The organism is Ruegeria sp. BHSA163 (assembly GCF_059613365.1).
On sequence record NZ_JBXWSJ010000022.1, the window covers coordinates 1 to 23730 of the forward strand.

A 23730-nucleotide genomic window follows, 5' to 3' on the forward strand; every position below is an offset into this window, starting at 1 on the left:
AGCATCACCGCCAGGCGGATGATCTCGGGACTAGTCTTAAAGTATTTGAATGAGGCTGGTTTGGTCATGTCCGAAGGCTATGCAACCGCCCAGCCCCGCTCAAGCAAAGTTTTTCTGACAAGACCGTATTGAAATCAGATTCGGCAGATTGAAACTTTGTTGGAGCCTTGCAATCCCAAACAGCATGTGCCCAAAGGTCTTTGTTTAACAGGTTAGCGGACTCTACGGTGATTAAAGGTCCGTCTGACCTTGTGCCTCAAATCGCACTTCGCGCACGAATGTGGCGAAAAGCGTTTTGCTGAAGCCGCTGTCCGGATCAACATCATGTGTCTCGACGCGGACTATTGAAGGTTTTGACGTATCAAGATTGAGGTCGAAGCTGGCGTGACCGTCGACAATGTTCACGGCCTTATGGAACTTTCCCCCGACCGAGATAATGTGCTCAATCTTGCTGGTCGACCGACCAAGGTCGATATTGATATCAACGCGGGCAGTCTTACCTTTCGCAGGCACTTTGATCACAGACTCACTCAGAGAGACAGGTTGACCGTCAATCTTGATTACGACTTTGAACTGCTTTTTGTTTTGCTCTTGCAGCACTTTTCCAGCGAAACGAAGCAAATCAACGTCACCGCTAAGCAAATCATCACGCGTTAGGTTATAAACGCAATCACGACGGACGCCCTCTTCTTCGATGGGCATCCCCTGATTGCGTCCTACGCGAACGCAGCGACGAACAGCGTAATGCAGTTTGGGCCCATGTCTTGCACCACCAGGTAGTTGTTCTAGTAACTGATCAGGCATTGCCATGTCGACGCAGTCGCGATGCGTCCACATATTGGCGCCGCCGCCTCCTGTACTGGGGTCGGTTCCGATCACCGGGCCGATCTCGTGATCCTGAAAGCTGGCGGCAAAAATATCGCCTGAACTGTACGTGACAGCGTTGGTAATCAAAGTGATAGGTCCATAATACCGCTGACCAATCTCATTGGCGCGTTCCTTGCGCGTAAGTGAACCGTTGCGTGAAAACTGATTGCCGATGTTTACAGCCGGCGTCACCTTGTCGGCCCAAGTGTTAAGTTTTATTCTAGCGGCTGTTTTATCGGAACGAACAATATCTTCTGCAAGAGTTGTAGCCAGGAATTGGAATGGAAGCGGCGTAATCCTCCTTGGAGACAGGAGTTGCAGGATACTCTCTGCTGCGCTAACGAGACCGCCCGGGTTTGAACGTATGTCAATCACGAGGCCCGTTTGTGGGACCGCATGCAGGATCTTCATGAACCCTTCAACAAAGGCTTTGCGTCCGCAAACAAAGTTCTCAATCTTCACCAGGCCAAACTTGAAAGCATCCGGTCCGTGATTGATTTTGACGTAGTGCACATCAAAGACCCCAGGTGGCAACCCATCAATCTTGGGCGAAATCTTGGTGACTTTCTTTTCAAACTCAATTTCTTCAGGCACAGAATAAAGTTGGTCGCGTACAGTGGTTTCAAATAGCGATCGAGGTTCCACTGATGGGTCTTCGGAGGAATTGTTTTCGTATTTCTTCTTTAGCGTCCACATTGCTTGCACCGACGCCACGCGCCCCTTGCTGCTGTTGTCCAACATGACACGCCAGGGAAACCGAATTTCACGTATCTCTTTGTCATCGCGGTACACGACGGTGACGAAATATTCGCTGGGGGGTAATGACCCGCCGAACCATCGGACGGTCATCAGGCGCAGCCCCAGTTCAAACTGCGCATAGATGTTAGAACCTTGTTCTTCTTCACCAATTCTGCGTATTGCTTCGTGGATTGGCATACCGTTCCAACTGAGTATCTCAACGCCCGGTTTGAAATGTGGGTGAGTAAATTTATCTAACAGCCCGGTCACGATTACGCGGCGTTCGTTATCGGGATCAAAGGTATCCTCGCTCATTTCTTCTTCACCGAGCACCTGTCCCTGCTGAGCGGCCGTTTCTTTGATGGTGTGCGCGGCCAATAGAAAAGGGAGGAATGCCACCATGTCGGAATAGGGTTTCGGCATGATGTAAGCGGTATGAATATCTCGCAGGCCTTTGAAGATTTTCATAACCTGAAGGTGGAAATCGAAGCCCGTAAGTTCATCACATCGGCGCTTAAGCTGACGTAACGCAGTAACCGGATCGACCGCATGACGCGTGCGTTTCAGGTCACGGTGTACGTAAAGCTCTCCCAGCACCAAAATAGCCTGATCAAGTATCTTGCGTCGCTGTTCGGTCGTCAGAGGGCGGTTTTCGGGCTTTGCACACGCCTCCATAATTGAAAACGTCTCTCCCAAAGCGTCAAGTGACTTGGAAAGAGCAGGGATGGAGACAGTCACCTCACGATCTTCGGCGTCATCATCGTAGGGGCTGCCGCGCAGGACCATCGGGTTTCGTTCACGCAATTTGCGCACAGCTTATTCCTTCCTTTTTTAAGATCGAGCGGAAGACTTTGGTCCTGTCTTTGGATTCAGACATGTCTTGGTGGTGCGTCTGTGGAGCTTATTCTGCTCACAATGTCTGCAAGTGTATTTGCAGTGTGTGTTGCACTAATACCGATTAGCCCGATATGACGGCGCGTCAACGGCATCTGATCGAGCGCATTGTCAAGATCGTCGCGGTGATGCGGATCTACGCTGCCATGGAACCTGTAAGTGCGGAAAGCTGCACTAGGAAGATTGCTTTCGCGTTCCAGTTTGTCGATTAACGCTTCGCTAGGTGGTCCTCCTTCAAGCACCGCAATACATCCTAGCATCATGACTGGGTGGAAATGGTGTATCCAATAGTACTGTGCCCCCATCATGGATGCGACATCGCCCAGAGGAAGCATATCCAGCACATCATTCCGGGCGTAGCCAGCTTCATCTAGGTCTTCGAGCGCCCAAAGGTCGTGATCCAGTTCTTCGCCAACATGCTTGCCATAATAATCCCGAAGATGCCGACATAGCGGATCTTTCGTTGCCATTTGCGCCGCTTCGTCTCTCGCGGCCTCCATGAGCGGCACAGTCGCACGCATTACTTGCTGCAGCGTCACCAAGAAACCGGGGATCAATTCGGCCAGATCGGGTCTGGCCCAAAACTGCGCAAATGCCTCATTCGCGGCATGACAGGTCAATTGCATCTTCGCCCTAATTATCTGACTGTTGGACATTTGCCCAGTCTTTGCCGCAACAACGTTCATTTTGTACTGCCTTTTCTGATGCTTCCGAGTATCCTAAGCGCAAAGGTTAATTTTCCAAACAATTTTCATTGACAGACCTCCCCCTTAGATTGTGCACTAGGATGCACGCTTGCCGAACGGCGCGTTGTAACGCTTGAAAAAAATGGGGAGGGAAGAATGGCTGAGACTAATCTGGATAAATTGATTGATGAGGGCGCTGTTTTGGATGAGAGTCATATCTCTGACGCGCACAAGAGAATTCTAAATGAAGAATTTACAGAAGAAGAAATCAAAGCAATCATCAAACTCAAAAACAAAGTGACTGGTACTGCGTTTGCCTCCAATCCTGGCGGTGATGATTCTGAAACTTCAGGAATGGCCGCGTTGTAAGGGATGATAGCGCTTGGCTACGGAGCCGCAGCCAAGACACTCTTTTCGCAAGAAAACTCTGCGAAACAATCGCTGGCACTACCGAGAACACTGGGCGCGGAGGAGACGCTGGCGCGCTCCAGCCGTCTGATGAAGGCGTTGTCGATATCGAGATTGGCTGATCTGACATCCTTGGATCGGTTAGGTATACCTGTGTATTGCGCGGTCACACCTCTTGCCGCTGACTTAACAACCCACCTGGGTAAAGGGCGGGACAAGTCAGCGGCCAAAGCCAGCGCATTGATGGAGGCGTGTGAACGCATCTGCGCGGAAAAGCTACCGGAAAAGCCAACTTGCAAAACGTATGAGCAGATGCGGGCGCTTGAGGCGAACGTTATCGATCCACAGAAGCTGGCCTTGCCGGCTGATACAGAGTTCACAGATACGCTTCCAATCGATTGGGCGCTTGCGACAGAGTTAACAAGTGGCGCCCCGATCTATGTACCTGCAGACTTGGTAATCTCACCCTCGCAAGACGGAGTTCTTAGGTATCCCAATACAAATGGTTTGGCAGCAGGTAATACCCAACTTGAGGCTGTTTTGCACGGGTTATGCGAGGTCATCGAGCGAGATGCAGCAGGACGTCTTCTATTTGCGGACCTTTACTCGAAGGACGGAGATGAGGTGCCGGTAAGTCAGCGGCTTAACCTTGCGTCTGGTGTTCCCGAAACCGCGCTAAAACTCATCGAAGAAATCAATACGCATGGGTTGAGCGTTGAGGTCGAACTCCTCACCCAAGATATTCAGATACCGGTGTGTAGGGTCGAACTGATCGACCCCCGCTTTCCGACAGTGAATGGCCCGCAGATGCGCCGCTTTCCAGGCCTCGGTTGTGATCTAAATGCTGAAACTGCACTAATGCGCGCCATCACTGAAGCGGCCCAATCCCGACTTGCTGTGATTCAGGGTGCGCGGGACAGTTACAACTATTTTCCGCGCCGCAAACTCACAAGCCCACCTCCAGCGCGCGATCCATCCGAGATTTCATGGGCCGATGTGCCAAGTTTTGACAGTTTGGATATGCGCGAGGATCTGACCTACCTTTTGGATATGCTAAATGCTGCGGGATTGGATCAGGTATTGCATGTCGACCTGACACATCCGTGCATTGACGTCCCGGTTGTACGCGTCATCGTGCCGGGACTAAGCGTCTTTTTCGTAGATCAAGGCCGGGTGTCTTGGCGGGATTTACAATGCCTGATCTAGCGCATATTGCTCAGCCAGTTGATACCCCTCCATTGGTGTTTGTGGGGCCATCACTGCCTGCGAAAGAAGTTCATCAACTTTTACCAGGGGCAGAACTACGACCACCGATAAGACGCTACGACTTACACATGGCCCGAATGCTGAGATATTCGGTTTTTGTCATAATTGACGGGGTTTTTGCGCAGACCGACGCTATATCCCCTCGCGAGGTTGTTGATGTCCTGCAAGACGGCGCGCTTGTGTTCGGAGCCGCCAGCATGGGTGCCTTAAGAGCCGTCGATTGTGCACCGGTTGGCGCCATCGGAACAGGAAGTATCTATCGGCTATTTCGTCGCGGGGTACTGGACCGCGAAGACGAAGTGGCGGTAACCTTTATTCCAGAGCGACCTTTTCCTGCCCTAACGTTAGCTATGGCAGCCGTGCGATTGACCCTCAATCGAGCAGTCAGGCAAAATAGAATGCCGCGAGAACATGCGATCCAATTAATTCACGCCGGGCAAAAGCTGCACTTTCAGGAACGCACATGGGATGCGATTTTCTCTTCTGCAGGTTGTCTAATGCCGAACAAGAAATTGCGAAGTTGGTTGAACGAGCAAGATCCCAAAGCAGAAGATGCACGCCACCTTCTGAAACAAGTCTCAAGTCGTATTGCTTCCGATCCTGAATTGACACGACGTCCACGTGCCACTCGTCTGCCGTTTACAGATCCCGACCAAACGCGGTCTCGATCTTCCTTAGTGGAGTTGGGCCCAAAGTTTGAAGCATCAAAACCAGGAATGCTGCTTTGGTTGCTTCAGTCAAATCGCTTGGAACGATATCTCAAAAGAGCTGCGGATGACGTGAAAGATGGAATGAAAAAGTTGTCATTTGACTTGTCGAACGACTGGCATCAGCGCTTGGACTATCTGACCTGGGAAGACCTTGGATGCAGTGACACAATTCTGGCCAAGAGAATTCTGGCTTCAGTCATTGACCAAATGAACGATTCTGATGAAAGTATACCTGAGTTTTATCGTCTGAAAGCTGTGGCTGAACGAATGAGAAGAACGGGAATTATTGGCCTGCCGTCCAAGATTGGCGGGCCCATGGGGATAGGTAGGTAGCGGTGCCAAAGCACAAAATTGGGGACTACCAGTCGACTTGCTGAAAAGTGATGCAGTGAATGGCACGGCCCTCAGAAATGATATTCCGATGCGTATGATTGTTGGACTTGGAGATACAGATGGATGAGGGTGTCGTGGACGAGTTAGCGGAAAGGTCTACCCGCGCTATGACCAAGACCTTAATGTTCACGGATATTGAAGGCTCGACACTGCTTTTGCAGCAACTAGGAGAACACTACAAAGCGGTTCTGGTTCGCCATCACGAGATCATTAGAGAATGCTTCAATCAATATAGCGGAACAGAGGACGGCACTCAGGGCGACTCTTTTCTAGTCATGTTCGATACCGTTGTGGAAGCGTTGGATACTGCAGTCAATATTCAACGCCGCCTTAAGGATGAAGAATGGCCATTGGGCATCGATTTGCGTGTTCGGATCGGCATACACGAAGGGACTGTTGAGGAATACCGCGGCCAACTGGTGGGATATGACCTACATCTCGCCGCCCGGGTTGCTGATGCAGCAAATGGTGGACAAATTCTACTTTCACGAAATGCACACTCGGCCCTTGCCGAAGCGGATTTCCAAAAATGGGGCGTTGTTGTGTGCGCTTTGGGCCCGCACCGCCTTAAAGCCATTCGCTATCCGGAGTCGATTTTTGAAGTCGTTGACCCACAAACCGGAAATGAGTCGCGACCGATCAGAACCGCTCAAACTCGCAAAACGAATATCACGCAATCGCGCGGACCGATTATTGGTAGGGACCGAGAGGTCGCTGACATTCAGGGTATCTTGTCCATTGGTGAAAGAAGGCTGGTGACGCTGACGGGCATGGGCGGGACCGGAAAGACTTCTATCGCACAGTATATCGCCGAGCAATGGCTTCAAGACACCGACGACGGAACCTATTTTGTCGATCTGAGTGGACTTGATGGTGCAGGGCTTGTTGGATCTAGCATCGCTCAGGCGCTGGGGGTACGAGACTATCCCGGTCGTCCCGTCGAGCTTGATATTGCTGCCTTTATTGGCGATGAAAAAATGCTGCTTGTTCTTGACACATTTGAACATGTTGCGGCTGCCGCAGTTCTGGTTGGGGATCTGCTAAACGACTGCCCGAATCTACGTGTACTTGCCACGAGCCGGTCTGAGTTAGGTGTAGGAAGCGAACAGCTATACCCAATTGAACCGCTTGGGCTACCTGATCCAGCGGACATTACTCCAGAAGACAGCGGTGCTATGCGCCTCTTCGTGCAAGCGGTTCAGGAGAAAACACCTGATTTTGTAGTAACGGCTGGCAACCGCGCAACTGTTGCCGCAATTGTGACACGCCTCGAAGGCATCCCTCTGGCGATCACTCTCGCTGCAGCGCGAACAGCCTTGCTGCCGCTTGACCAACTACATCAGCGTTTGGAATCGCAGCTTGGGCTTTTGCGCAGCTCTAAACGAGATTCAGGCCGTCACCGAACGCTGCGAACCGCAATTCGATGGAGTGACAGCCTGTTGGACGAGGAGCAACGGGACGTTTTTCTGCGTCTATCAGTTTTCGCTGGCGGATTCTCCATCGAAACTGCCGAAAACACCCTGTTGCGCCTCCCGGGTATAGACGCTGACATTCTTGATGCGGTCGCTTCGCTTGATACCCAGAACCTGATATACCGCCGTACAGTAAACGGAGCGCCTCGTTTTGGGATGTTTGATATGGTGCGCGAGTATGCTTTGGACGAACTCGTGCGAAACGGCGAAAAAGATGAAACGCAACGAGTGTTTCTAGAGCACTTCAAGAGTTTCGCTGAAAGCTGCGGCCTCAATGCCTTAGGAGAGGACCAAAGCGCAATTGTTTCGGCGATTATCCAAGAAACCGACAATATTCGTCACGCGCTCACTATTGCACTAGAGCTTAAAGACATAGACTCGGTGGCGCGCATCATTGATGGCCTTTATTGGTACTGGATTTCCCAAGGACAATTCACCGAAAGTCTTCAGTGGATTGCCAAGGCTGACGCTCTTTTCGAGGAACTTGGAAACAGTGAAGCCGGTGCGACGATCCAAATGGCTGCTGCTTACACGAAAGCAATGGCCGGGGATTATCCCGGGGCTTATGAGCACGGCAAAGCGGCAGAACAAATCTTTACCGAGCTTGGCCACGAGCACGCTTCCAAGAAATCGGGAATGATCCATGCAATTTGTGGCGCAGCGACCGGCGCAATTGACGATCCTACCGACATTGTGACCGAGTGCATCGCTCAGATGCAAAGCAAAGGCGACAACTACTTTACTGCGCTTGGATTGATCATCATGGGCGAAGGCGCGCGTATGGAGAATATGCGGGACGCTGCAGAAGAATGCTATTTGCAGGCACTTGATGTGCTGTCAATCGAAAAGAACAGCTTCTGGCCCGGTTTGCTGAAACAAAACCTGGCTCATTTTCGACTGTCCGAAGGAAAACCGGAAGACGCCGCGACGCTATTAGCCGAGGCTTTTGATCTGGGTCAGAAGTTCGACTATCGGATCGTCGTCAATCTATGTGTCGCAGGTTTTGGCGGGCTCGCTATAGCACAAGGTGACCCATCCAGGGCAGCGCGTTTTCTTGGTGCAGTCGATCACAACATTAGTAAGATTGGCGTCGATTTCGAACCAACCGACAAAGCTGATATTGCAACATATGTTGATGCCGCCAAAGCTGCTTTGGGGCCAGAGAAATACAAGGAGTACGCAGAGGCTGGAGCAACGGCTGACTGGATCGCCATCCAATCTGAGGCACGCGCAACAGCTGGTACCGGATAGTTCGAGTGTTTGATCCGACAAGAGGAGTACCTGGGTCCGTCACAATCTTTTGCGAACGATGAGGTGTTTAGGCGATTGTAATGGAGCTAATCGGCCAGTTCACCGCCAGGCGGATAATCTCGGGACTGGTTTTGAAGTACTTGAAGGAGACAGGTTTGGTCATTCCCAAACGCTACGCAAACCCCCTCCCCCGCTCAAGAAAAGTTCTTCTGACAAGACCCTCCAAGCTATCGTGGCGTCGCTGCGGCGAATGTCTTAACTGTAATGGGTTTCAAACACGTCCGCTTTGTCGACGGTGGAATGGCGGCCTTAATCAATGCCGGGGCAGCCACCCAACGACCTCGATAGCGCGCTCGTCCGGTATCCGAGCCTTTGATCATGAATGGCACCGAGCGGATAAAACATGCAGGCACGGATGAAAAATGTGAATATGGCCTCATGAGTGGTGACACAAAAAGGAAAACCTTGGTCGTTGGGGCGACCGGCGGCATGGGACATGCTGTGGCCCAAGAACGCGCACGTCAAGGAGATGTCCTTGCTCTGGTCGGGCGGGACCGTTCGAAGCTGTTGAACGTCGCCCAAGAGATCGGCGAAGAATACGAGGAACCGGGCATCCTTACTGTTGATCTGGCCGATATGGAGGCCTGCGCACAATGCATTGATGAGACCGTCGAATTGATGGGTGGCCTCGACACTCTGATCTTTTGCGCCGGCGTACATGCAAGAGCTGGAGCGACGGACGCGGACCTTCAAAGCTGGGATCACATCCTGGATGTGAATTTTCGATCATTCGCGCATCTCGTCCGATCGTGTATTGATCCCATCAATTCATCCGGGCACGGCGCGGTCATAGCAATAGGTTCGATCACGTCCGCCTTCGCCGGTGCGGGTATGAACCTTGCGGCCAAACGGGCTCTTGCCGGATTGTGCGAGACCCTCTTCGAAGATGTGCGTGAGTTCGGAACAAAAGTCAGCGTGATACATCCCGGCTTCGTCGCCACATCTATGTCGGCGTCGCCAAGGCTTCATTCCGAATTGATGATACAGCCGAAAGATATCTCCAACGCAGTCAGCTATATCCTGCAATCCGCTCCAACCGCATGCCCGACCGAAATTGTGATCCGCCCGCAACGATCACCCTACAAGTGAGGTTTTTCCAAAACCGGCTACAACTGCTTCGTCCGCATAGCGGAAGTTGGCCCAATTTTGCCGAACGTCCGGTCTTGTTGAAAGCAGACATCGTACGCATCTGCGGTCTCTATCGGTGGGTGGGTTACGCGCCCCATACGATTGATTGCAAGCAACAACGATGCCGCACATCTCTTGGTGATTAATGCGCGTGCGCATCCTCGCCACGTGCCATCAATAGATGGTGTTCGCGGTGGTGATCCTGGCTCGCCATCAAGCCGAAAAAACCGAGACCCTTGATCCGCGCTACGACGGCGTCATCCTCGCTGGTAACTGTCAGCTCAACGCCCTCGTCGCTTTCCTGAACCGATACGGTCCAGTGATCATCGCGCGCCAACTGACCGGCATGCTCTGGTACCATCCGTTTCAACGAGGCCAGCGTGTCGGCATCGCCTGTGGCGAATGCACGAAGCCCGTCTGGCAGTGGGGTCTCGTTTACGATCGATCCGGTAACAAGCCTGTCCATGTCAACGAGGTGTTCGCGCAACCCTGACAAATCGACTTTTGACCAATCTGTTTCCGGGTCCGTCTCAAGAACACGCACAACCTCTGACAAGGCAGCAAATGCGCCTTGGCCCGGCTCCTTCAGTCCGGCATCGCCGTGCATTTGCGCGTGCATGTGCATTTTGTGTTTCTTCGAACTGGTGTCGCGATTGGTTTCTGCAACGCTTATCATTGTACTTGCGGCGAGCATCATTATGGCAATCGGTATCGTAGTTCGCATAGGAAGCTCCCGAGTTGTTTCTGGAAACACCTTACCAGAATATTACTCAGTTCTGTATGATACCTATCATGTCAGCATTGCAGTCCATATTTGGTGACGCGCGAGAACGAACCATCGAACCGGACGGTGTATTGTTCAGGCGCGACGAGGCGATCCGCTCGATATTCTTGGTCCGGGTTGGGACCGTAGCATTGGAAAGACCGTTGGCGGACGGCACTGCGTTGACGCTTCACACAGCTTCTGAAGGAACGATCATCGCTGAAGCCTCTCTGTTTGCCGAGAAGTACCATTGCGATGCCATTGCAAAAGAGCACACCGTCGTTGCCTGTTTGCAGCGAGAGGTTCTCCTGAGAAGTTTGGCAGATCAGCCAGACGCTGCGCTCGATTTGATCAAAGCACAATCTCACGAACTGCAAAGTCAAAGAGCGCGCGTCGAAATCCTAAGACTGCAACGTGTGGCTGACCGGCTGGACGCGTGGCTAGAGCTACATGGCGAACCGGCCGTTGGCCATTGGAAGCGTGTCGCCGGTGCTGTCAGACGAATTCGAACTCGTCTCTGTTAGGCCAGTGACGCTGTCCTTTATCCCGCGCCAAGTTCGCGCCAATCGGCAAGAGCGGCGGTGCGTGTCAGCTTGAAGGTGTCTCGGCTGGCGAGCGATCTTTCCTGGTTGAAGTGGTTATAGACAGAGGAATGGACGGAAGCGAATTTCTGCAAACTTCGCATACGCCTGAAACGCTGCATGGCGCGTTCTCTTCGTCGGAACGGCAGATGAGAATTCTCAACGCGGTTGTTGAGCCACCTGCCCGTCGTTTGTTTGTCCAGCGCACCCAATTCTCTGAGCGCTGCTTTGTAGGACGCGAAGCGATCTGTGACGACTTCTTCAGCTTTGCCGTGCCGTTTCATCAATTTCCTAAGGAATTTAAGTGCTGCAGCCTTGTTTCGACGTTTGGTGACAACGGCTTCCAGCACCTCACCTTCCTGATCCACAGCCCGCCAAAGGTAGTGACGTTTGCCATTCACCTTCACAAAGACCTCGTCCACATGCCACTTCCATTTCGAGTATGCACGAAGTTGCTGAACACGCTTTCTTCGGATCTCTGATGCGAACATCGGGCCAAACCTATTCCACCAATAGCGGACGGTTTCATGGCTGACATCGATCCCGCGTTCGTGAAGTAAGTCTTCGACATTTCGAAGCGAAAGCGGAAATCGGACATAAAGCATCACGGCCAGGCGGATGATCTCGGGACTGGTTTTAAAGTACTTGAATGAGGCAGGTTTGGTCATGGGCAAAATCTATGCAACCGCCCTGCCCCGCTCAAGCGAAGTTCTTCTGACAAGACCGTTGGATCTACGGAGAAAACAGTTTCGTGAATACTGCCTCCAGTAAAGCCCGGTCCTCTTGGACAGTGCTCGGCCGGCAGGATTTGATGGCACTAATGTTGCCACTTTCTTGGTATGGTGATTACCGCGTAAATGGTTGGTATTCCAATCCTGGCGATGTCTATCTTCTAGACGGGCAGTACGAGTACTGCAACGTAGGTCAAGATCGGAAAGTGCTATTCATTGCTTTCGAACGCCATCGAATGACAAGGGAAATCGCCTCGTTAAGCAGGCGTACCCACGATGAGCTGCCCAAAGGGCACAATAAGTTGAAAGTTGGTCTGGTAACAGCCGAGAAGCTATCCAAGATCGCTGACCGAGCTTTCCTAAATGCCACGCCTTTTGATCAAAGCGGCCGACGGTTTGCCATGAACCGCATAGTGGAAAGCGCATTCTTTGCTCAGATCGCGGACTGGATGTTGTCTTTGGACCTATTATCCAAAAGTACACATGTTCTGGACAAGGCAGCGTTTAAAAGTGTTAGGTTGGCGAGGGACGCAATCACTCGTATCTCTCCGGACGAACTAACGATCTCAACTCTGTGTCGAGTGGCAGGCGTCGGGCGCAGCCAACTTCACGACAGCTTTGTCGATATTTTTGGTGAATCGCCCTGGCAATATGTACTGAAACGGCGCTTGACCTCCGTCAGAGAGCATCTCCTAGACGTTGAATCACCACCAAGATCAGTAAAGGACACGGCGCTCATGCATGGTTTCTTGTCGGGTGGCCATTTTGCGAAGGAATACCAAAAGATGTTCAGAGAGTTGCCGTCTGAGACGTTGAAAAAGACCTTGGCCGACAAGTCTTAACTGTGATCAGGCCGCCCGCGGTTTTGGCGTCAATTGGCTAAGCAATCAATATTTTCTTGGAGCTTCTAATCAAATTGCCTGGGCAACCACTTCGACGCAGTATAGATTGGCTCGTCGGTAAGGATGAAAGTCTGCTTGGTCCGCAGAGCGGACAATGAAGCTAGCCCTGCGAATGACTGCTTCGAGTCCAAAAGGGACGCTGGCGACACCGCATGTTAGAGTTGGGTCACAAGCTATGGAGGTACCCATGTCCGACGTCGCTTTTTGGGTTATCCAAGTCCCAGGCTGGCTACTCTTTATTTATCTGGTGATAGCGCAATGTACCGCGGCGGTGAGTTACGCTGTGGGCGTCAAGATGGGGACCCAAGAGCCTGCCAAACTGATAACGGAAGTCGGCGTCGCCTTCTTCAAGGGATATGCGGGCGCCGATTTGGTTTCTATGTACCTTTACTTGGCCTCGGGCTCGTGGCGCACGCGATGGCCGCTTCGTGGGCCGCGGCGGTGCTCGGTGCAGCCTTGGGGATTACCGTTTACTGGCCCGTCGCGTGTCTCTGGACCGTAAGAGCGGCTCGGGGCGCTGAGGGCTGGGACTTGCCCAAGGAGGAGCAATATTGGTTGGTCTTACCCGCGATCGCAGGCTGGGGTGTACTGGCTCTCGTTTTGCTTCTGCTAGCCGCGAAATAGAGATGGAACTTGGGACCTGCGCACTAGAACTAATACCGGCGTCCGCTAAGAGCCCAAAGCTTACAACGTTCTAAGAATGCAGTTTGTAACTGCAGAAACGGACGAACGTTGTTGCCAAAATTCAGTATCGACAACAAACACCTAAATTTTGTCGTATTAATGCAAAAATCTGAGCAAAAATGCCTTTCATTATTGAGCTGTGAGAACGGAACAATTTTGGAGTGGTCTGGATGATCCATACGTACCTTAGTTCGGCAGAGATTGCTCAGGTTCAGGACTTTGTGCTCGCTGAGCGCGGCAAAAGTCTGAGCGAACGTGAGTGGCATTTTCGCCTGCGCGGCTATGGCTATGGCCTGCGCGAAAGCGAAGGGAGTTGGATGGTAACCACTCTTCTCGAAAATGCCGACCTGTTCGAAATTGATAAAGCCACTGTAGACGGGCCAATTTCCGAATAGCGGCCATCAAGCCAAAATCGCCGAGTGTCCGCTTCGAGCCCAAGGCTGAGGGTAACTTTCACGGCTAATTGGCCTGCCGGAGACGAGTTCGAATTCGTCTGACAGTCCATTGTTTAAGTTATTGTAAATAAATGTAAATTTGGATTTAGAGTGCCGAGCCCAACGTCCAAGAGCAAGTATTGGTCCCAAAACTCCATACTTCTGTTAGTTTTAAGTCTTAAGAACTGAATATTTTGAAGAGGATCACATCGATTTATGAAGCGTAAAATTGCTGCGATCCTGAGCCTCGATGTCGTCGACTACACAAAACGCATGTCGGAGGATGCTGAGAAAACGCTCAATGCACTACAACGCATCTTGGGCGAAGTAATCAAACCCTTGGTAAACGAAAATACGGGACGAATATTTAAGTTGATGGGAGACGGTGCTTTGGTCGAGTTTGCCGCTGCCACAGACGCAATCAATGCCGCCAGCCAAATTTTTTATCAAATGCGGAACGAAGACCTTTCACTTCGAGCGGGTGTTCATGTTGGCGATGTAATGCCAAATGACACAGACTTGTTCGGAGAGGCTGTAAACATTGCGTCTCGTCTTCAGTCTAGCGCGCAGAGCGGAAGTTGTCTTGTAAGTAAGACAGCCGTCGAAGTAGCCGGAACCTCGCTTGCGGTTTCGTTGCGACCAGAAAACTCAATTCGGCTCAAGGGTATTCCAAATCCGGTGGAAGCCTATTCCATTGATTTAGCTGGAGACAAAAGACGCGCCAAGAACAAGCTTCTAGCCACTTCTCAGGACATTCGCTTTGCAAAATCGAAAGACGGTACAACTCTTGCGTGGACATCATCTGGAAGCGGAACCAAGCTACTGGTTACACCAAATTGGCTAAGACATCTGGAATACGATTGGACAATGAATTCAATTGCCGGATGGTTGCCATTGTTATCTGAAATCTACTGCCTCTATCGATTTGATGGCCGAAACAATGGCTTGTCCGAAAGGGGCGTTCAGGATGTATCGCTAAATCGGATAGTGGAAGATGTTGAGGCTGTTATGGACGCGGCCCAGATCGAAAAAATTCCACTGTTCGGTGTATCTTTTGGAGCAACGATAGCCGCGGCCTTTGCCGCGTACCATCCTGATCGCGTCTCGGGTTTGGTTTTGTTTGGTGGGTTTGCACAAGGTCTAGCGGTGCGTTCGCAGCCAGGGATCGCCGCGCTTGGACAAGCAATGATGGACATGAGCCTTGAAGGCTGGAACGATGAATATCCTTCTGCAAGAGATTTGATGGCTCAGTCATTTGCCCCGACGGCTAGCCCTCACGATCAAAGCACTTATGCAGAGTTTATGAGAGTGGCAATGGACCATCAAGATTGGCTCAAAATTGGGCCACTGGTCGCAAGTGTCAACATAACCGATCTACTTCCGCGAATCTCCTGCCCAACATTGGTTCTGCACGCTAATCGCGACAGGATGCACGATGTAGAGCAAGGTAGAATATTCGCCTCCGGTATCGAGAATGCGCGCTTCATTGGTATTGAGACAGCGAACAATACGATGCCAGAATACGATCCCGCTTGGCCCAAAGCCCTGCAGGAAATTGAGCGTTTTATGAGTTCACTTTGATCTGTTGGCGTTTTCATTCGCTCCGTTTTTAAAGACAATATTATTTATACGTGTTGCAGACGCTTGGATTCTGACCTTTGGATGAACGCTCGGGGCTAGACCACCCTTCAAACCAGTCCCTTATTTACTTTATGAGTTGACCGAGAGAGGGTGGTTGTATTCTATCCAAGCATGAACCGTCCGATGACAACTTGCGTCGCTTTCCTCGCTGGTGTTCTGCCCCATGTATCGTTCGTTTATGCTCAGGATTGTACGCGCGATGCGATGCTCGTGTTTGATAGTTCGGCGTCTATGGCAGAACTTGGTTTGCAGCTAGATGAGCCCTGACGCATTGATGATGCCCGGGTGGCCGTGCAGGATGCAATGCCCCTTATTGCCCCTATCCGTCGTATAGGATTAATCACATATGGTCCGGGCCCCGAGAATTCCTGTGAAGGTATCAACCTGAAGTTCGAACCTATAGAAAATGCAGCACAGCGTGTAACGGACGCTATTGCATTGCTGGATCCAAACGGTTTGACCCCTCTTACAGAAGCGGTTCGCATGGCGTCCGAGGTGCTGAATTTCCGCACAGATCCAGGCATCGTGGTGCTGGTTACGGACGGCAATGAAACTTGCGGAGGCGCGCCTTGTGCTTTGGGCGCCGAGTTGGCGTCTACGGCCGCAGACCTGACCGTGCATGTGATCGGGTTCCGTGTCGCCACAGACCGGTTCGCTTGGGACAGTCCGGACGTGAGGCTGTTTCCCGATGGAATATCTGTGGCCAAATGTCTATCTGATAGAACCGGTGGCAAGTATGTCACTACCGAGACCATAGAAGAACTCACCGATGCCCTGCTCAGCACATTGGGCTGCGATTTTGTCGGCTAACACATTCGACGATGCCAGCCAGCCTGGGGCCAAGAAACCGACTTTTTCGGCTGGCAGACGTTTCCAGAAACCCTCAATGTCCGCTTCGTCCGCAAGGCAGACGTTGGCGTTTCGCAATGTTGGGTCTGCTATCCGTCCATTAGCGGACATCTGACCAAATAACTCAGATGACCGAGTCGAGCCAAAGAGTTATGTATCAGTCGTTTTACTTAGCAAGGTCACCAACGATACCAACGGCATCCACGACAGTAGACAGATCATCCGAAACTTCCAAAATTTCATCGTTGACGCGTATGTAACGATTTCCCTTTCCTGGAGGTTTCAATTTCCAGTCAGCAAGGTCGCCGATGTCCGAGTAGTCCAAGTCGGCGGGAAGTTTTGCCCCCCTTGTATATCGCTTTATTTGCCCTGGCGGTACGGCTTTCTGCCCTTTGCCTGGTTTGCTGTCCAACTGAACTTTCTTGTCTTTTGACTTTCCGCCCTTCTCTTTGGCAGAAGCCACATCGATGACGCCAACCGTCAAGGCTAGAGCAAGCATCCAAACGAATACAGAATAGATCTTCACGCGGTGTCCCCTCAATTTCACTGAACTCATACTGTTGATGTATATGTTACATTTGCTTTTGAGACTTCATTTTTTGAATCAAGCAACGATCATGCCCGAGCCTATGTTCATGTAGGTCTGAAATTGAAGGCCTCTGGAACAGTTTTCTCATGAAATGTGTTTTTAGCAGTCAGAATTTGTGGCAATTAAAGGCGTGGGGTCAGTTATTAAATGCACTGAACCCGGCGCCCGCCAAAGCGTCCGCGCCATGCCATCGTGCAAGCAAATGTGCTCTGCAATGATAGTGCAATCGTTGGGCGGTTTATTGCCAAGTTTAGACTTACTCTCACAACCTGCCACAATTCTGACCCAATCTTCCTCACGATAACCAGCCGTGGGGGTTGCATGCGCAGCTAAGAGGAGAAGAAATGAAAAGCTTAATGAGGTTTTCAGCCGCCCCCTTAATGGCACCCCCGGATGCAGGTGGACCAGCAGGTTTCACGACTAAGTGGCACGGACACGGAAGTGGGCATCAGGCCAACAACAATCCTGGCGATACTGCCGCGGATCGACACAATTTTGGCGATGCGCCTGCTGGCAAATCAAATCATAAACCCACACAGGGTTCGGCTCAGGATGATTTCTCAGCCGTTGCAACGTTGGACATTGGTGAGTTTCATCATGGAGCCCACACAGATTGGGATATGATGGGCTAGCTGTTTTGTTCCGGCGACAGCACTGAGCCGGATTGATTAATACACTCACTTTGACTTAACCCCCTCTGACAAAACCCCGGTAGACCTACGCTGCCGGGGTTTTGTTTTAGCCGAGATTGGGGCCCATCAGCCTAACGTATGGAAGACGGCTTCGCCCGCAAAACAGACGTTGGCGTTTTGCAACGTTGGGTCTGCTATCCGTCCATTAGCGGACATCTGACCAAATAACTCAGATGACCGTTCCGAGCCCGAAACAGACATCACAAGCCCAAATATAAGCTTAACCCACCCCGTTGCTGTGCGCAGAACACTTATTTGATTAAATTACGCCGTAGCTGAAACTATGGCAGCAGGTATTGGCACTCTCCAGGGAGCAACTGAACCGAACTCTGCCTGCACTGCCCTGGCTATCGCTGCCCTAATCGCAGAAGCGTTTTCGGCAGGCTGTGATCTAAGCAAAAGCGCACCTCTTACGGTGCCATCGTGAAAATAGTCAAAGGGAGTGGCGGGGTCTGAAACTTCCCAAACGCTACTTGAAGATCGCATATGAGGTTCAGTAAATCCGGCTGCTATCAAAATCGGATATGCGTATTCAGGGTTTGCGAAAGCATGAAGAGGTGGCCCAGGAGGCAAAGAAACGTCTTTACTCCCAAATCTTTCAATGGCTCCAAAAACTATCCGGAATGCGGCTGATGTCTCGGGTGATTCCCAAACTGAGTAAACAAAGCGGCCACCTGGTTTCAGTACTCGTTTCGCCTCCTTTATTGCTGCTTCAGCATTTGGGATGTGAAGAATGCCGAACCCCATTGTGACAGCATCGAACGAATTGTCTGCGAAAGGCAAAGTGGTTGCATCACCTTCTACAAAATCCACCATCGGCACTTCCCGACGTGCAATTTTGAGCATTGCTGGAGAGAAATCTAAACCGATAACTTCAGCCCCGGCAGTTGCGAGCCCCTTTGCAACAATTCCCTGGCCACAACAAACATCAAGCGCAACGGAACCGTTCGTTACAAGTGAGGTTTCCACAATGTCAGCGACGCATTGTTCTGCCGCCGAGGCAAACCCCTCTGCATAGGCATTTGCCGTTTGTGGCTCTGACCAGCCCTTTAACTCGGCTTTGCCGAACTCAGCAAAATTTTCCATTTCAATCTCCAGTCGCCATCGAGGGAGACGCTAACATCAGAAAAACTCAAAATCTAATCTTCCGTTTGGCGTTGCCGACGTGAAACATTTGACGATTTCACAGAAGGCAACTTTGCCGGCACAGCAAACGCTCGACGATATCGTGGGGCAGCTTCGCCCACGAAGGCGAAGATTGGTAAGTATGGTCCATTTCTAAGCTGGATTTTATCCTGTCACAACGAATTGCGGTGATACGAGCATGTAGCTGCCGCAAACCAGTGCTTGCTCAACCTGTTCTACAATTTCATCGATTTTTGATGCAGTAAGCGTTCCGCTTTCGTGAGCATACTTTGCCATGTTGCGGACCACTCCCAAGAGACGACCGTCCACATCTGCATTCGCAAAGATTGAAATTTGGACGTTCTGATAGCCTGCTTCCAGAAACGTGCTGTATAGCTTCCTGCCCATGTCCGAGGTTCGGCAGGCATGCGATGCTGCTTTCACGAAAGCACGCCAAGCATCGTGCTCAACCGGCTCAGCGACCATCATGTACCAGTCTCCGTCAACCGCGTGTGCAAGGCCACCTGGTCGAAGTACCCTACGAAACTCTTTCAGAGTTTGGACTGGGTCGTCGACATACATCATCGTGTTGCGCGCGGTTACCAAGCTGGGCACATAGTACTTAGGCTACTTGCGTCGCTCTTTTGCTCCACCTTAACTGGAGTGTCGGGTTTTCTTTGCATCTGTTGCGTTGAAACCAACGCGCGAGTCACCTACATCAGCGTCGCGTGTAGAATGAGGAGGTTCAAATGGCAGGGACCATCGAGAAAGAAACGTTTTCTTTTCAGACAGAAGTCGGTCAACTTTTGGAAATTGTTGCGGGCTCGCTTTATTCCAACCGCGAAGTGTTTCTACGGGAGCTCGTCTCTAACGCCTCTGATGCTTGTGACAAGCTGCGCTACGCAGCCCTGACGGATGCGAAGCTGGCGCCATCACAGGACTTCGAAATAACGCTTGAGTTCGACACAAAAGCCAAGACGTTGTCTATCTCTGACAACGGGATTGGCATGAACCATGCTGACTTGTTGGAAACACTAGGAACCATAGCCAAGTCCGGCACTGGTGCTTTCATCGAGGCGCTAAAGGCTGAAGAAAAAGATGCCCCAGGTCTAATCGGTCAGTTTGGTGTTGGTTTCTACTCGGCCTTCATGGTCGCCGCCAAAGTTGAAGTGCTGACCCGTAGGGCCGACGAGGATGAGGCCTGGCTCTGGTCGTCCGACGGCAAAGGGTCTTTCACGATCGAGGCGGCGCAGCGCGACACCAACGGAACCACGGTCACCTTGCACCTCAAAAAAGACGCCAAAGAATTCGCTGAAGAAGCCCGCATTAGACATATTATCAAGACATATTCCGAGCATATCAGTTTTCCTGTGAAGCTGGGGGAGGAAACGCTCAACGCTGCGGAAGCGCTCTGGACGCGTCCGGCTAAAGACATATCAGAAGAGCAGTATACCGAATTCTATCGCCACAGCTCACATGCCTACGACGCCCCCTGGCATGTGATCCACAATAAGGTGGAGGGGACGCTCAATCACACCAGCTTGCTTTTTGTGCCCTCCACCCAACCTTTTGATCTTTTCGACGCCGAGCAAAAAAGCCACGTGAAGCTTTATGTAAACCGCGTCTTCATCTCCGAAACGACAAAGGACCTTGTCCCAGCATACCTCCGTTTCTTGCGCGGTATCGTAGATAGCCAAGACCTCTCTCTAAACGTCTCCCGCGAGATGCTTCAAACCGACCCGAAGCTAGCCAAGATCAAGTCCCAGGTCACAAAGAAAGTCCTCAGTGAGTTGAAGAAAAAGGCTACCAAGGCGCCGGAAGACTACGCGAAGTTTTGGGGTAATTTTGGCGCAGTGTTGAAAGAGGGTCTGGTTGAAGATCCTAGCTTGCGCGACCGCATTCTTGAGGTCTGCCGTTTCGCCTCCACGGGGGAGGATGCTCTCACTAGCTTCGTTGACTACGTTTCTCGAATGAAAGAAGGGCAGGAAGCAATTTTCTACATCGCAGGAGAGAACGCCGCCAAGCTCGCGCAATCACCCCATTTGGAGGGCTTCACGGCTAAGGGCGTCGAGGTGCTGCTTCTGTCCGACCACGTAGACGAGTTTTGGCTGCAGCACATTACCGAGTTCGATGGCAAACCGCTCAAGTCAATCACTCGTGGCGCAGCAGACCTGGATAATGTCAAAACCGAAGAGGCAAATCCAGACGAAGATAAGACGAAGGACGCGGATCTCGCTGCCTTGATCGCCGCGATCAAAGTGGAACTGGGCGAGACAGTCAAAGACGTGCGCCCGTCGAAACGCCTGACAGACAGCCCGGTCTGCCTCATCGCTGATGAAGGTGACATGGATGTCAATCTGGAACGCCTGCTCAAACGTCATGGTCAACTGGAGCATGGTATGCCTCGGGTACTCGAGCTAAACCCAAACCACCCGATTATCACCACCTTGGCAGAACGGGCGAAGGCAGAGGCTGCCGGCGACGATGGCCTTCTGAGGGACGCAGCTCACCTCCTTCTGGATCAGGCGCGAATCGTCGAAGGCGAAACCCCAAGCGACCCATCCGAGTTCGCAAAGCGACTGGGAACAGTCATGACACGCGCTTTCTCTAGTTAGAGGAGGCGCCGGGAAATTCTCAGCTCCGATGCGCAACCTGCAAAAAAATGTTTGGCATAACCGCGTTATGAACTCGGTCAAAGTAAGCCTCGGATCCTGGCATGTGAACGGCGGGATTGTCCGCGTAGCGGTCATTGCCCTATTTTTCGTCAACGTCTGTTTTTGATGAAAGCGGTCGTTCACTGCCGAATTTAAAGAATTTTGCCGTGAATATCGGCTAAGCGTGTTTAACCAGTCACCTGAGAAAAATGCTCGAACGACCGCACCGAGCACAAAGCGGTCACAAACAGACAGGTCCTTTTGCTACAATTTGAGATAGGTAATTCGGTTCAATATCGGAAGCGAAGGCCTACACCAAATCCTTCGTCGAAAGACCGGTTACCACCAATTCCCAGAAGCGCTTCGCCGTAGACTGCGACGCCTTCGTTGATGTTGTATCCGATCTGGACTTCCGCAGAGCCTGACCATGCATCTTCTTCCCAGTCATATGGGACTTTCAAATCTAATTTTGCCCAGTAGTCGTTTGCGAAGGGTTGTAGCGCTATTAGCCTTAGCGCCGTCTGGCTGATATCGGTATCGCCAGTGTAGTCAAAAAAATACTGGACCAAGGGGATAAGTGAAAGACCAGTATCTTGGTTTCCAAAGGCGACCCCGACGAACGGTCCGAGCTGATCTGAGCCTGTCCCGATACCTTGGTCTTCGTTGCCAAACTCGACTATCCAGTCAAGGCCCACCGCCGCGCGATACCCCCAAGTCTCGTTCAGCAAGCCCTCTGTTGGAAAATATATTAATTTAAGAAGCGCCTTTTCCCAGTCGCTGGAAGATACACCATTTGCTGATACATCGTTGTAGTGAAGCTCGTATTTGATCTTTAAATTGTCGAGCGCCATGAATGCGCCATCAATGAAATAGTCTGTTTTTTCACCGCTATTTCCGTCAGTATGCTGTATTCTGAAATCTGTGTTCCGACCTTTTGAAAGTGGGTTAGAGGCGTTTTCGGCAGCTGCCGCTGTTTGTGCAAAGGCGACGGCCAGAATGCAGGCGGTATTGGTTATTCGAGATCTAAAACTTTTCACTTTTCGTCTCTTTGGAACTTCCTTCAGAAAAAAGGTCGATGTAGCCCGAAGAGCAGTCGCCCAATTGTTTTGAGTTAGGGTTCGGGTTGAGCCCAAAACGGTCTTTTTTTTCACACATCTAGCGGTTTCCTTAAATGAAAATACGTTCGCCTTGCTCGTCAATCACTTGCTTCGCCTTCGCGATGCTGAAGCTTTCGGCCTGATCTCGGCTTTCAAAGACATCCGCCCGGATCACCGCATAGGTCTTACGATCTCCGTCGATTGTTTTTTCGATACGGGCCGACAGTCGGTACTTGCCACCCTCCGCCATCAGATCGGGGAAGATGTCGAACCCTTTGTACGCGACCGGCTCCGGCTCTGACTTTTTTCCGCCACCAAAGAGTTTTGAGAAGAGGGACATGGGGCGGCTCCTTTCAGCGTGGCTCGGATTGGAGATTAGCGCTGCTCAGGGCCGAGGAGAAGCGCGTTGTGATCCTTAGTTTAATCCACTCGAGATTTGAACATCCATGTTTGTCCGGTTTCTGTCCGAATTTATCGCGTGGAACTGTTTCGCTAGGGTTAACAGTGAAAACATAGAGAGAGTCATTGTCCGCCAAAACGATCCACGAAACACAGCAAATTCGACAAAACCCCAATTTCGTCTTCCACCATTTTGAACAAGCGTTAATTTAACCTGGAAACGTTGTAATTAGTTTTGTGTTTTGACCGAGTGTCGGGCGTTCGAGTTTGGCAAACGACACTCTTCAAACAGCCCCACGCCTCCTGTCTCACCCAAGCACAGGCGTGGGGTTTTTATTTTCAGCGTTGACCTGTGTGCGAACAATAGTAGAACATTTGCTATGCGCAAATGGCCACGCACAATCCCATACGACCTAAAATGCAAGCTGGAACAGCAGCAGGAATATCGCTCCAAACCTAGTTTGCAGGACCAGTGGGCGACGGTGCTTGGGTGGTTAGAGACACACGGTGTGGAAGCGCCTGTGCATCCATTGCCTCGGGAACCAGAGTTGGATGGGCCGCCTGGGCATACATAGAAACCCGCGCTGCCAATTTTACAGGGGACAAGGTGGATTGTTCCTTAGAGATGGTATTCAAATTGGGATGAAAAACTGCCGACCGCGCTTCTGAACATTGTACTTCGCTGGAACGTCTGTTGATCGAAGTCAATGCGAAGC

The 23730-nt window shown here is 51.4% G+C and carries 22 protein-coding genes; 13 read left to right on the plus strand and 9 right to left on the minus strand.

Going from position 1 to position 23730, the window contains the following annotated elements:
- Positions 1-231 precede the first annotated feature (231 nt).
- Both AC2FNV_RS11815 and AC2FNV_RS11820 read right to left on the minus strand, forming a co-directional pair.
- Entirely contained in the window at positions 232-2418 is a 2187-nt protein-coding gene (locus tag AC2FNV_RS11815) for a S41 family peptidase (RefSeq protein ID WP_170608987.1), read from the minus strand.
- 56 nt (positions 2419-2474) lie between these two features.
- Positions 2475-3185: an iron-containing redox enzyme family protein gene (locus tag AC2FNV_RS11820; RefSeq protein ID WP_170608988.1), complete on the minus strand. Its 711-nt coding sequence runs from the start codon at positions 3183-3185 to the stop codon at positions 2475-2477.
- 156 nt (positions 3186-3341) lie between these two features.
- Here AC2FNV_RS11820 and AC2FNV_RS11825 point away from each other — a divergent pair, with 156 nt between their 5' ends.
- From AC2FNV_RS11825 to AC2FNV_RS11845, 5 genes are all read left to right on the plus strand, one after another.
- Positions 3342-3554 carry a hypothetical protein gene (locus tag AC2FNV_RS11825; protein WP_170608990.1) on the plus strand — a complete coding sequence of 71 codons (213 nt, stop codon included), beginning with the start codon at positions 3342-3344 and terminating at the stop codon, positions 3552-3554.
- 3 nt (positions 3555-3557) lie between these two features.
- A complete protein-coding gene (locus AC2FNV_RS11830; RefSeq protein WP_496773374.1) occupies positions 3558-4799 on the plus strand; it encodes a YcaO-like family protein in 1242 nt (413 codons plus the stop codon).
- Positions 4787-5902, plus strand: coding sequence for a TfuA-like protein (locus AC2FNV_RS11835; protein ID WP_170608993.1), 1116 nt, complete (start codon positions 4787-4789; stop codon positions 5900-5902). The genes AC2FNV_RS11830 and AC2FNV_RS11835 overlap by 13 nt, the downstream gene beginning before the upstream one ends.
- A gap of 119 nt (positions 5903-6021) precedes the next feature.
- The gene (locus AC2FNV_RS11840) at positions 6022-8685 is read left to right on the plus strand and encodes an adenylate/guanylate cyclase domain-containing protein (RefSeq protein ID WP_170608995.1); all 2664 of its coding nucleotides are present in this window, start codon (positions 6022-6024) and stop codon (positions 8683-8685) included.
- Positions 8686-9063: 378 nt separating this feature from the next.
- Complete coding sequence (locus tag AC2FNV_RS11845; protein ID WP_170611198.1) at positions 9064-9834, plus strand: SDR family oxidoreductase; 771 nt, start codon at positions 9064-9066, stop codon at positions 9832-9834.
- Positions 9835-10015: 181 nt separating this feature from the next.
- Here AC2FNV_RS11845 and AC2FNV_RS11850 read toward each other — a convergent pair whose 3' ends face one another.
- A complete protein-coding gene (locus AC2FNV_RS11850; protein ID WP_170611201.1) occupies positions 10016-10597 on the minus strand; it encodes a hypothetical protein in 582 nt (193 codons plus the stop codon).
- Between the two features lie 68 nt (positions 10598-10665).
- On the opposite strand from AC2FNV_RS11850, the gene AC2FNV_RS11855 reads away from it, so the two are divergent.
- Positions 10666-11160, plus strand: coding sequence for a Crp/Fnr family transcriptional regulator (locus tag AC2FNV_RS11855; protein WP_170611204.1), 495 nt, complete (start codon positions 10666-10668; stop codon positions 11158-11160).
- Between the two features lie 17 nt (positions 11161-11177).
- On the opposite strand, the gene AC2FNV_RS11860 is transcribed toward AC2FNV_RS11855, so the two are convergent.
- Positions 11178-11885: an IS6 family transposase gene (locus AC2FNV_RS11860; protein ID WP_496773378.1), complete on the minus strand. Its 708-nt coding sequence runs from the start codon at positions 11883-11885 to the stop codon at positions 11178-11180.
- 143 nt (positions 11886-12028) lie between these two features.
- Between AC2FNV_RS11860 and AC2FNV_RS11865 the strand changes: the two genes are divergently transcribed.
- From AC2FNV_RS11865 to AC2FNV_RS11885, 5 genes are all read left to right on the plus strand, one after another.
- On the plus strand, positions 12029-12790 hold the full coding sequence (locus AC2FNV_RS11865; RefSeq protein WP_170610641.1) for a helix-turn-helix domain-containing protein: 762 nt from the start codon (positions 12029-12031) through the stop codon (positions 12788-12790).
- Between the two features lie 247 nt (positions 12791-13037).
- Entirely contained in the window at positions 13038-13352 is a 315-nt protein-coding gene (locus tag AC2FNV_RS11870; protein WP_496773380.1) for a hypothetical protein, read from the plus strand.
- 352 nt (positions 13353-13704) lie between these two features.
- Positions 13705-13929 (plus strand): hypothetical protein, encoded by a 225-nt coding sequence (locus tag AC2FNV_RS11875; RefSeq protein WP_170481604.1) that lies wholly within the window; start codon positions 13705-13707, stop codon positions 13927-13929.
- Positions 13930-14184: 255 nt separating this feature from the next.
- Positions 14185-15549, plus strand: coding sequence for an alpha/beta fold hydrolase (locus AC2FNV_RS11880; protein WP_170608999.1), 1365 nt, complete (start codon positions 14185-14187; stop codon positions 15547-15549).
- Positions 15550-15879: 330 nt separating this feature from the next.
- Positions 15880-16419 (plus strand): vWA domain-containing protein, encoded by a 540-nt coding sequence (locus tag AC2FNV_RS11885; protein WP_496773420.1) that lies wholly within the window; start codon positions 15880-15882, stop codon positions 16417-16419.
- Between the two features lie 205 nt (positions 16420-16624).
- Here the strand turns inward: AC2FNV_RS11885 and AC2FNV_RS11890 are convergent, their stop codons facing one another.
- Complete coding sequence (locus AC2FNV_RS11890; RefSeq protein ID WP_170608595.1) at positions 16625-16984, minus strand: hypothetical protein; 360 nt, start codon at positions 16982-16984, stop codon at positions 16625-16627.
- A 407-nt stretch (positions 16985-17391) separates the two neighbouring features.
- Here AC2FNV_RS11890 and AC2FNV_RS11895 point away from each other — a divergent pair, with 407 nt between their 5' ends.
- Entirely contained in the window at positions 17392-17679 is a 288-nt protein-coding gene (locus tag AC2FNV_RS11895) for a hypothetical protein (RefSeq protein ID WP_170482477.1), read from the plus strand.
- A gap of 324 nt (positions 17680-18003) precedes the next feature.
- Here AC2FNV_RS11895 and AC2FNV_RS11900 read toward each other — a convergent pair whose 3' ends face one another.
- Together AC2FNV_RS11900 and AC2FNV_RS11905 are read right to left on the minus strand one after the other, a co-directional pair.
- Positions 18004-18825 (minus strand): methyltransferase domain-containing protein, encoded by an 822-nt coding sequence (locus tag AC2FNV_RS11900; protein WP_170608715.1) that lies wholly within the window; start codon positions 18823-18825, stop codon positions 18004-18006.
- Between the two features lie 204 nt (positions 18826-19029).
- Positions 19030-19479, minus strand: coding sequence for a methyltransferase domain-containing protein (locus AC2FNV_RS11905; RefSeq protein WP_170608716.1), 450 nt, complete (start codon positions 19477-19479; stop codon positions 19030-19032).
- Between the two features lie 134 nt (positions 19480-19613).
- Between AC2FNV_RS11905 and htpG the strand changes: the two genes are divergently transcribed.
- Positions 19614-21479 (plus strand): molecular chaperone HtpG, encoded by a 1866-nt coding sequence (gene htpG, locus AC2FNV_RS11910; protein ID WP_496773384.1) that lies wholly within the window; start codon positions 19614-19616, stop codon positions 21477-21479.
- Positions 21480-21808: 329 nt separating this feature from the next.
- On the opposite strand, the gene AC2FNV_RS11915 is transcribed toward htpG, so the two are convergent.
- Both AC2FNV_RS11915 and AC2FNV_RS11920 read right to left on the minus strand, forming a co-directional pair.
- Positions 21809-22555: a hypothetical protein gene (locus AC2FNV_RS11915; protein ID WP_170608718.1), complete on the minus strand. Its 747-nt coding sequence runs from the start codon at positions 22553-22555 to the stop codon at positions 21809-21811.
- Between the two features lie 130 nt (positions 22556-22685).
- A complete protein-coding gene (locus AC2FNV_RS11920; protein WP_170608719.1) occupies positions 22686-22955 on the minus strand; it encodes an HlyU family transcriptional regulator in 270 nt (89 codons plus the stop codon).
- Between the last annotated feature and the right edge of the window lie 775 nt (positions 22956-23730).

What these genes read in the sequence shown, in the direction of transcription:
- AC2FNV_RS11865 (WP_170610641.1), top strand. Translation starts at nt 12,029, where the DNA reads ATGGCACTAATGTTGCCACTTTCTTGGTATGGTGATTACCGCGTAAAT.
- AC2FNV_RS11820 (WP_170608988.1), bottom strand. Translation starts at nt 3,185, where the DNA reads ATGAACGTTGTTGCGGCAAAGACTGGGCAAATGTCCAACAGTCAGATA.
- AC2FNV_RS11835 (WP_170608993.1), top strand. Translation starts at nt 4,787, where the DNA reads ATGCCTGATCTAGCGCATATTGCTCAGCCAGTTGATACCCCTCCATTG.
- AC2FNV_RS11875 (WP_170481604.1), top strand. Translation starts at nt 13,705, where the DNA reads ATGATCCATACGTACCTTAGTTCGGCAGAGATTGCTCAGGTTCAGGAC.
- AC2FNV_RS11860 (WP_496773378.1), bottom strand. Translation starts at nt 11,885, where the DNA reads ATGACCAAACCTGCCTCATTCAAGTACTTTAAAACCAGTCCCGAGATC.
- AC2FNV_RS11855 (WP_170611204.1), top strand. Translation starts at nt 10,666, where the DNA reads ATGTCAGCATTGCAGTCCATATTTGGTGACGCGCGAGAACGAACCATC.
- AC2FNV_RS11895 (WP_170482477.1), top strand. Translation starts at nt 17,392, where the DNA reads ATGAAAAGCTTAATGAGGTTTTCAGCCGCCCCCTTAATGGCACCCCCG.
- AC2FNV_RS11850 (WP_170611201.1), bottom strand. Translation starts at nt 10,597, where the DNA reads ATGCGAACTACGATACCGATTGCCATAATGATGCTCGCCGCAAGTACA.
- AC2FNV_RS11830 (WP_496773374.1), top strand. Translation starts at nt 3,558, where the DNA reads ATGATAGCGCTTGGCTACGGAGCCGCAGCCAAGACACTCTTTTCGCAA.
- AC2FNV_RS11920 (WP_170608719.1), bottom strand. Translation starts at nt 22,955, where the DNA reads ATGTCCCTCTTCTCAAAACTCTTTGGTGGCGGAAAAAAGTCAGAGCCG.
- AC2FNV_RS11840 (WP_170608995.1), top strand. Translation starts at nt 6,022, where the DNA reads ATGGATGAGGGTGTCGTGGACGAGTTAGCGGAAAGGTCTACCCGCGCT.
- htpG (WP_496773384.1), top strand. Translation starts at nt 19,614, where the DNA reads ATGGCAGGGACCATCGAGAAAGAAACGTTTTCTTTTCAGACAGAAGTC.
- AC2FNV_RS11825 (WP_170608990.1), top strand. Translation starts at nt 3,342, where the DNA reads ATGGCTGAGACTAATCTGGATAAATTGATTGATGAGGGCGCTGTTTTG.
- AC2FNV_RS11870 (WP_496773380.1), top strand. Translation starts at nt 13,038, where the DNA reads ATGTCCGACGTCGCTTTTTGGGTTATCCAAGTCCCAGGCTGGCTACTC.
- AC2FNV_RS11845 (WP_170611198.1), top strand. Translation starts at nt 9,064, where the DNA reads ATGAATGGCACCGAGCGGATAAAACATGCAGGCACGGATGAAAAATGT.
- AC2FNV_RS11880 (WP_170608999.1), top strand. Translation starts at nt 14,185, where the DNA reads ATGAAGCGTAAAATTGCTGCGATCCTGAGCCTCGATGTCGTCGACTAC.
- AC2FNV_RS11900 (WP_170608715.1), bottom strand. Translation starts at nt 18,825, where the DNA reads ATGGAAAATTTTGCTGAGTTCGGCAAAGCCGAGTTAAAGGGCTGGTCA.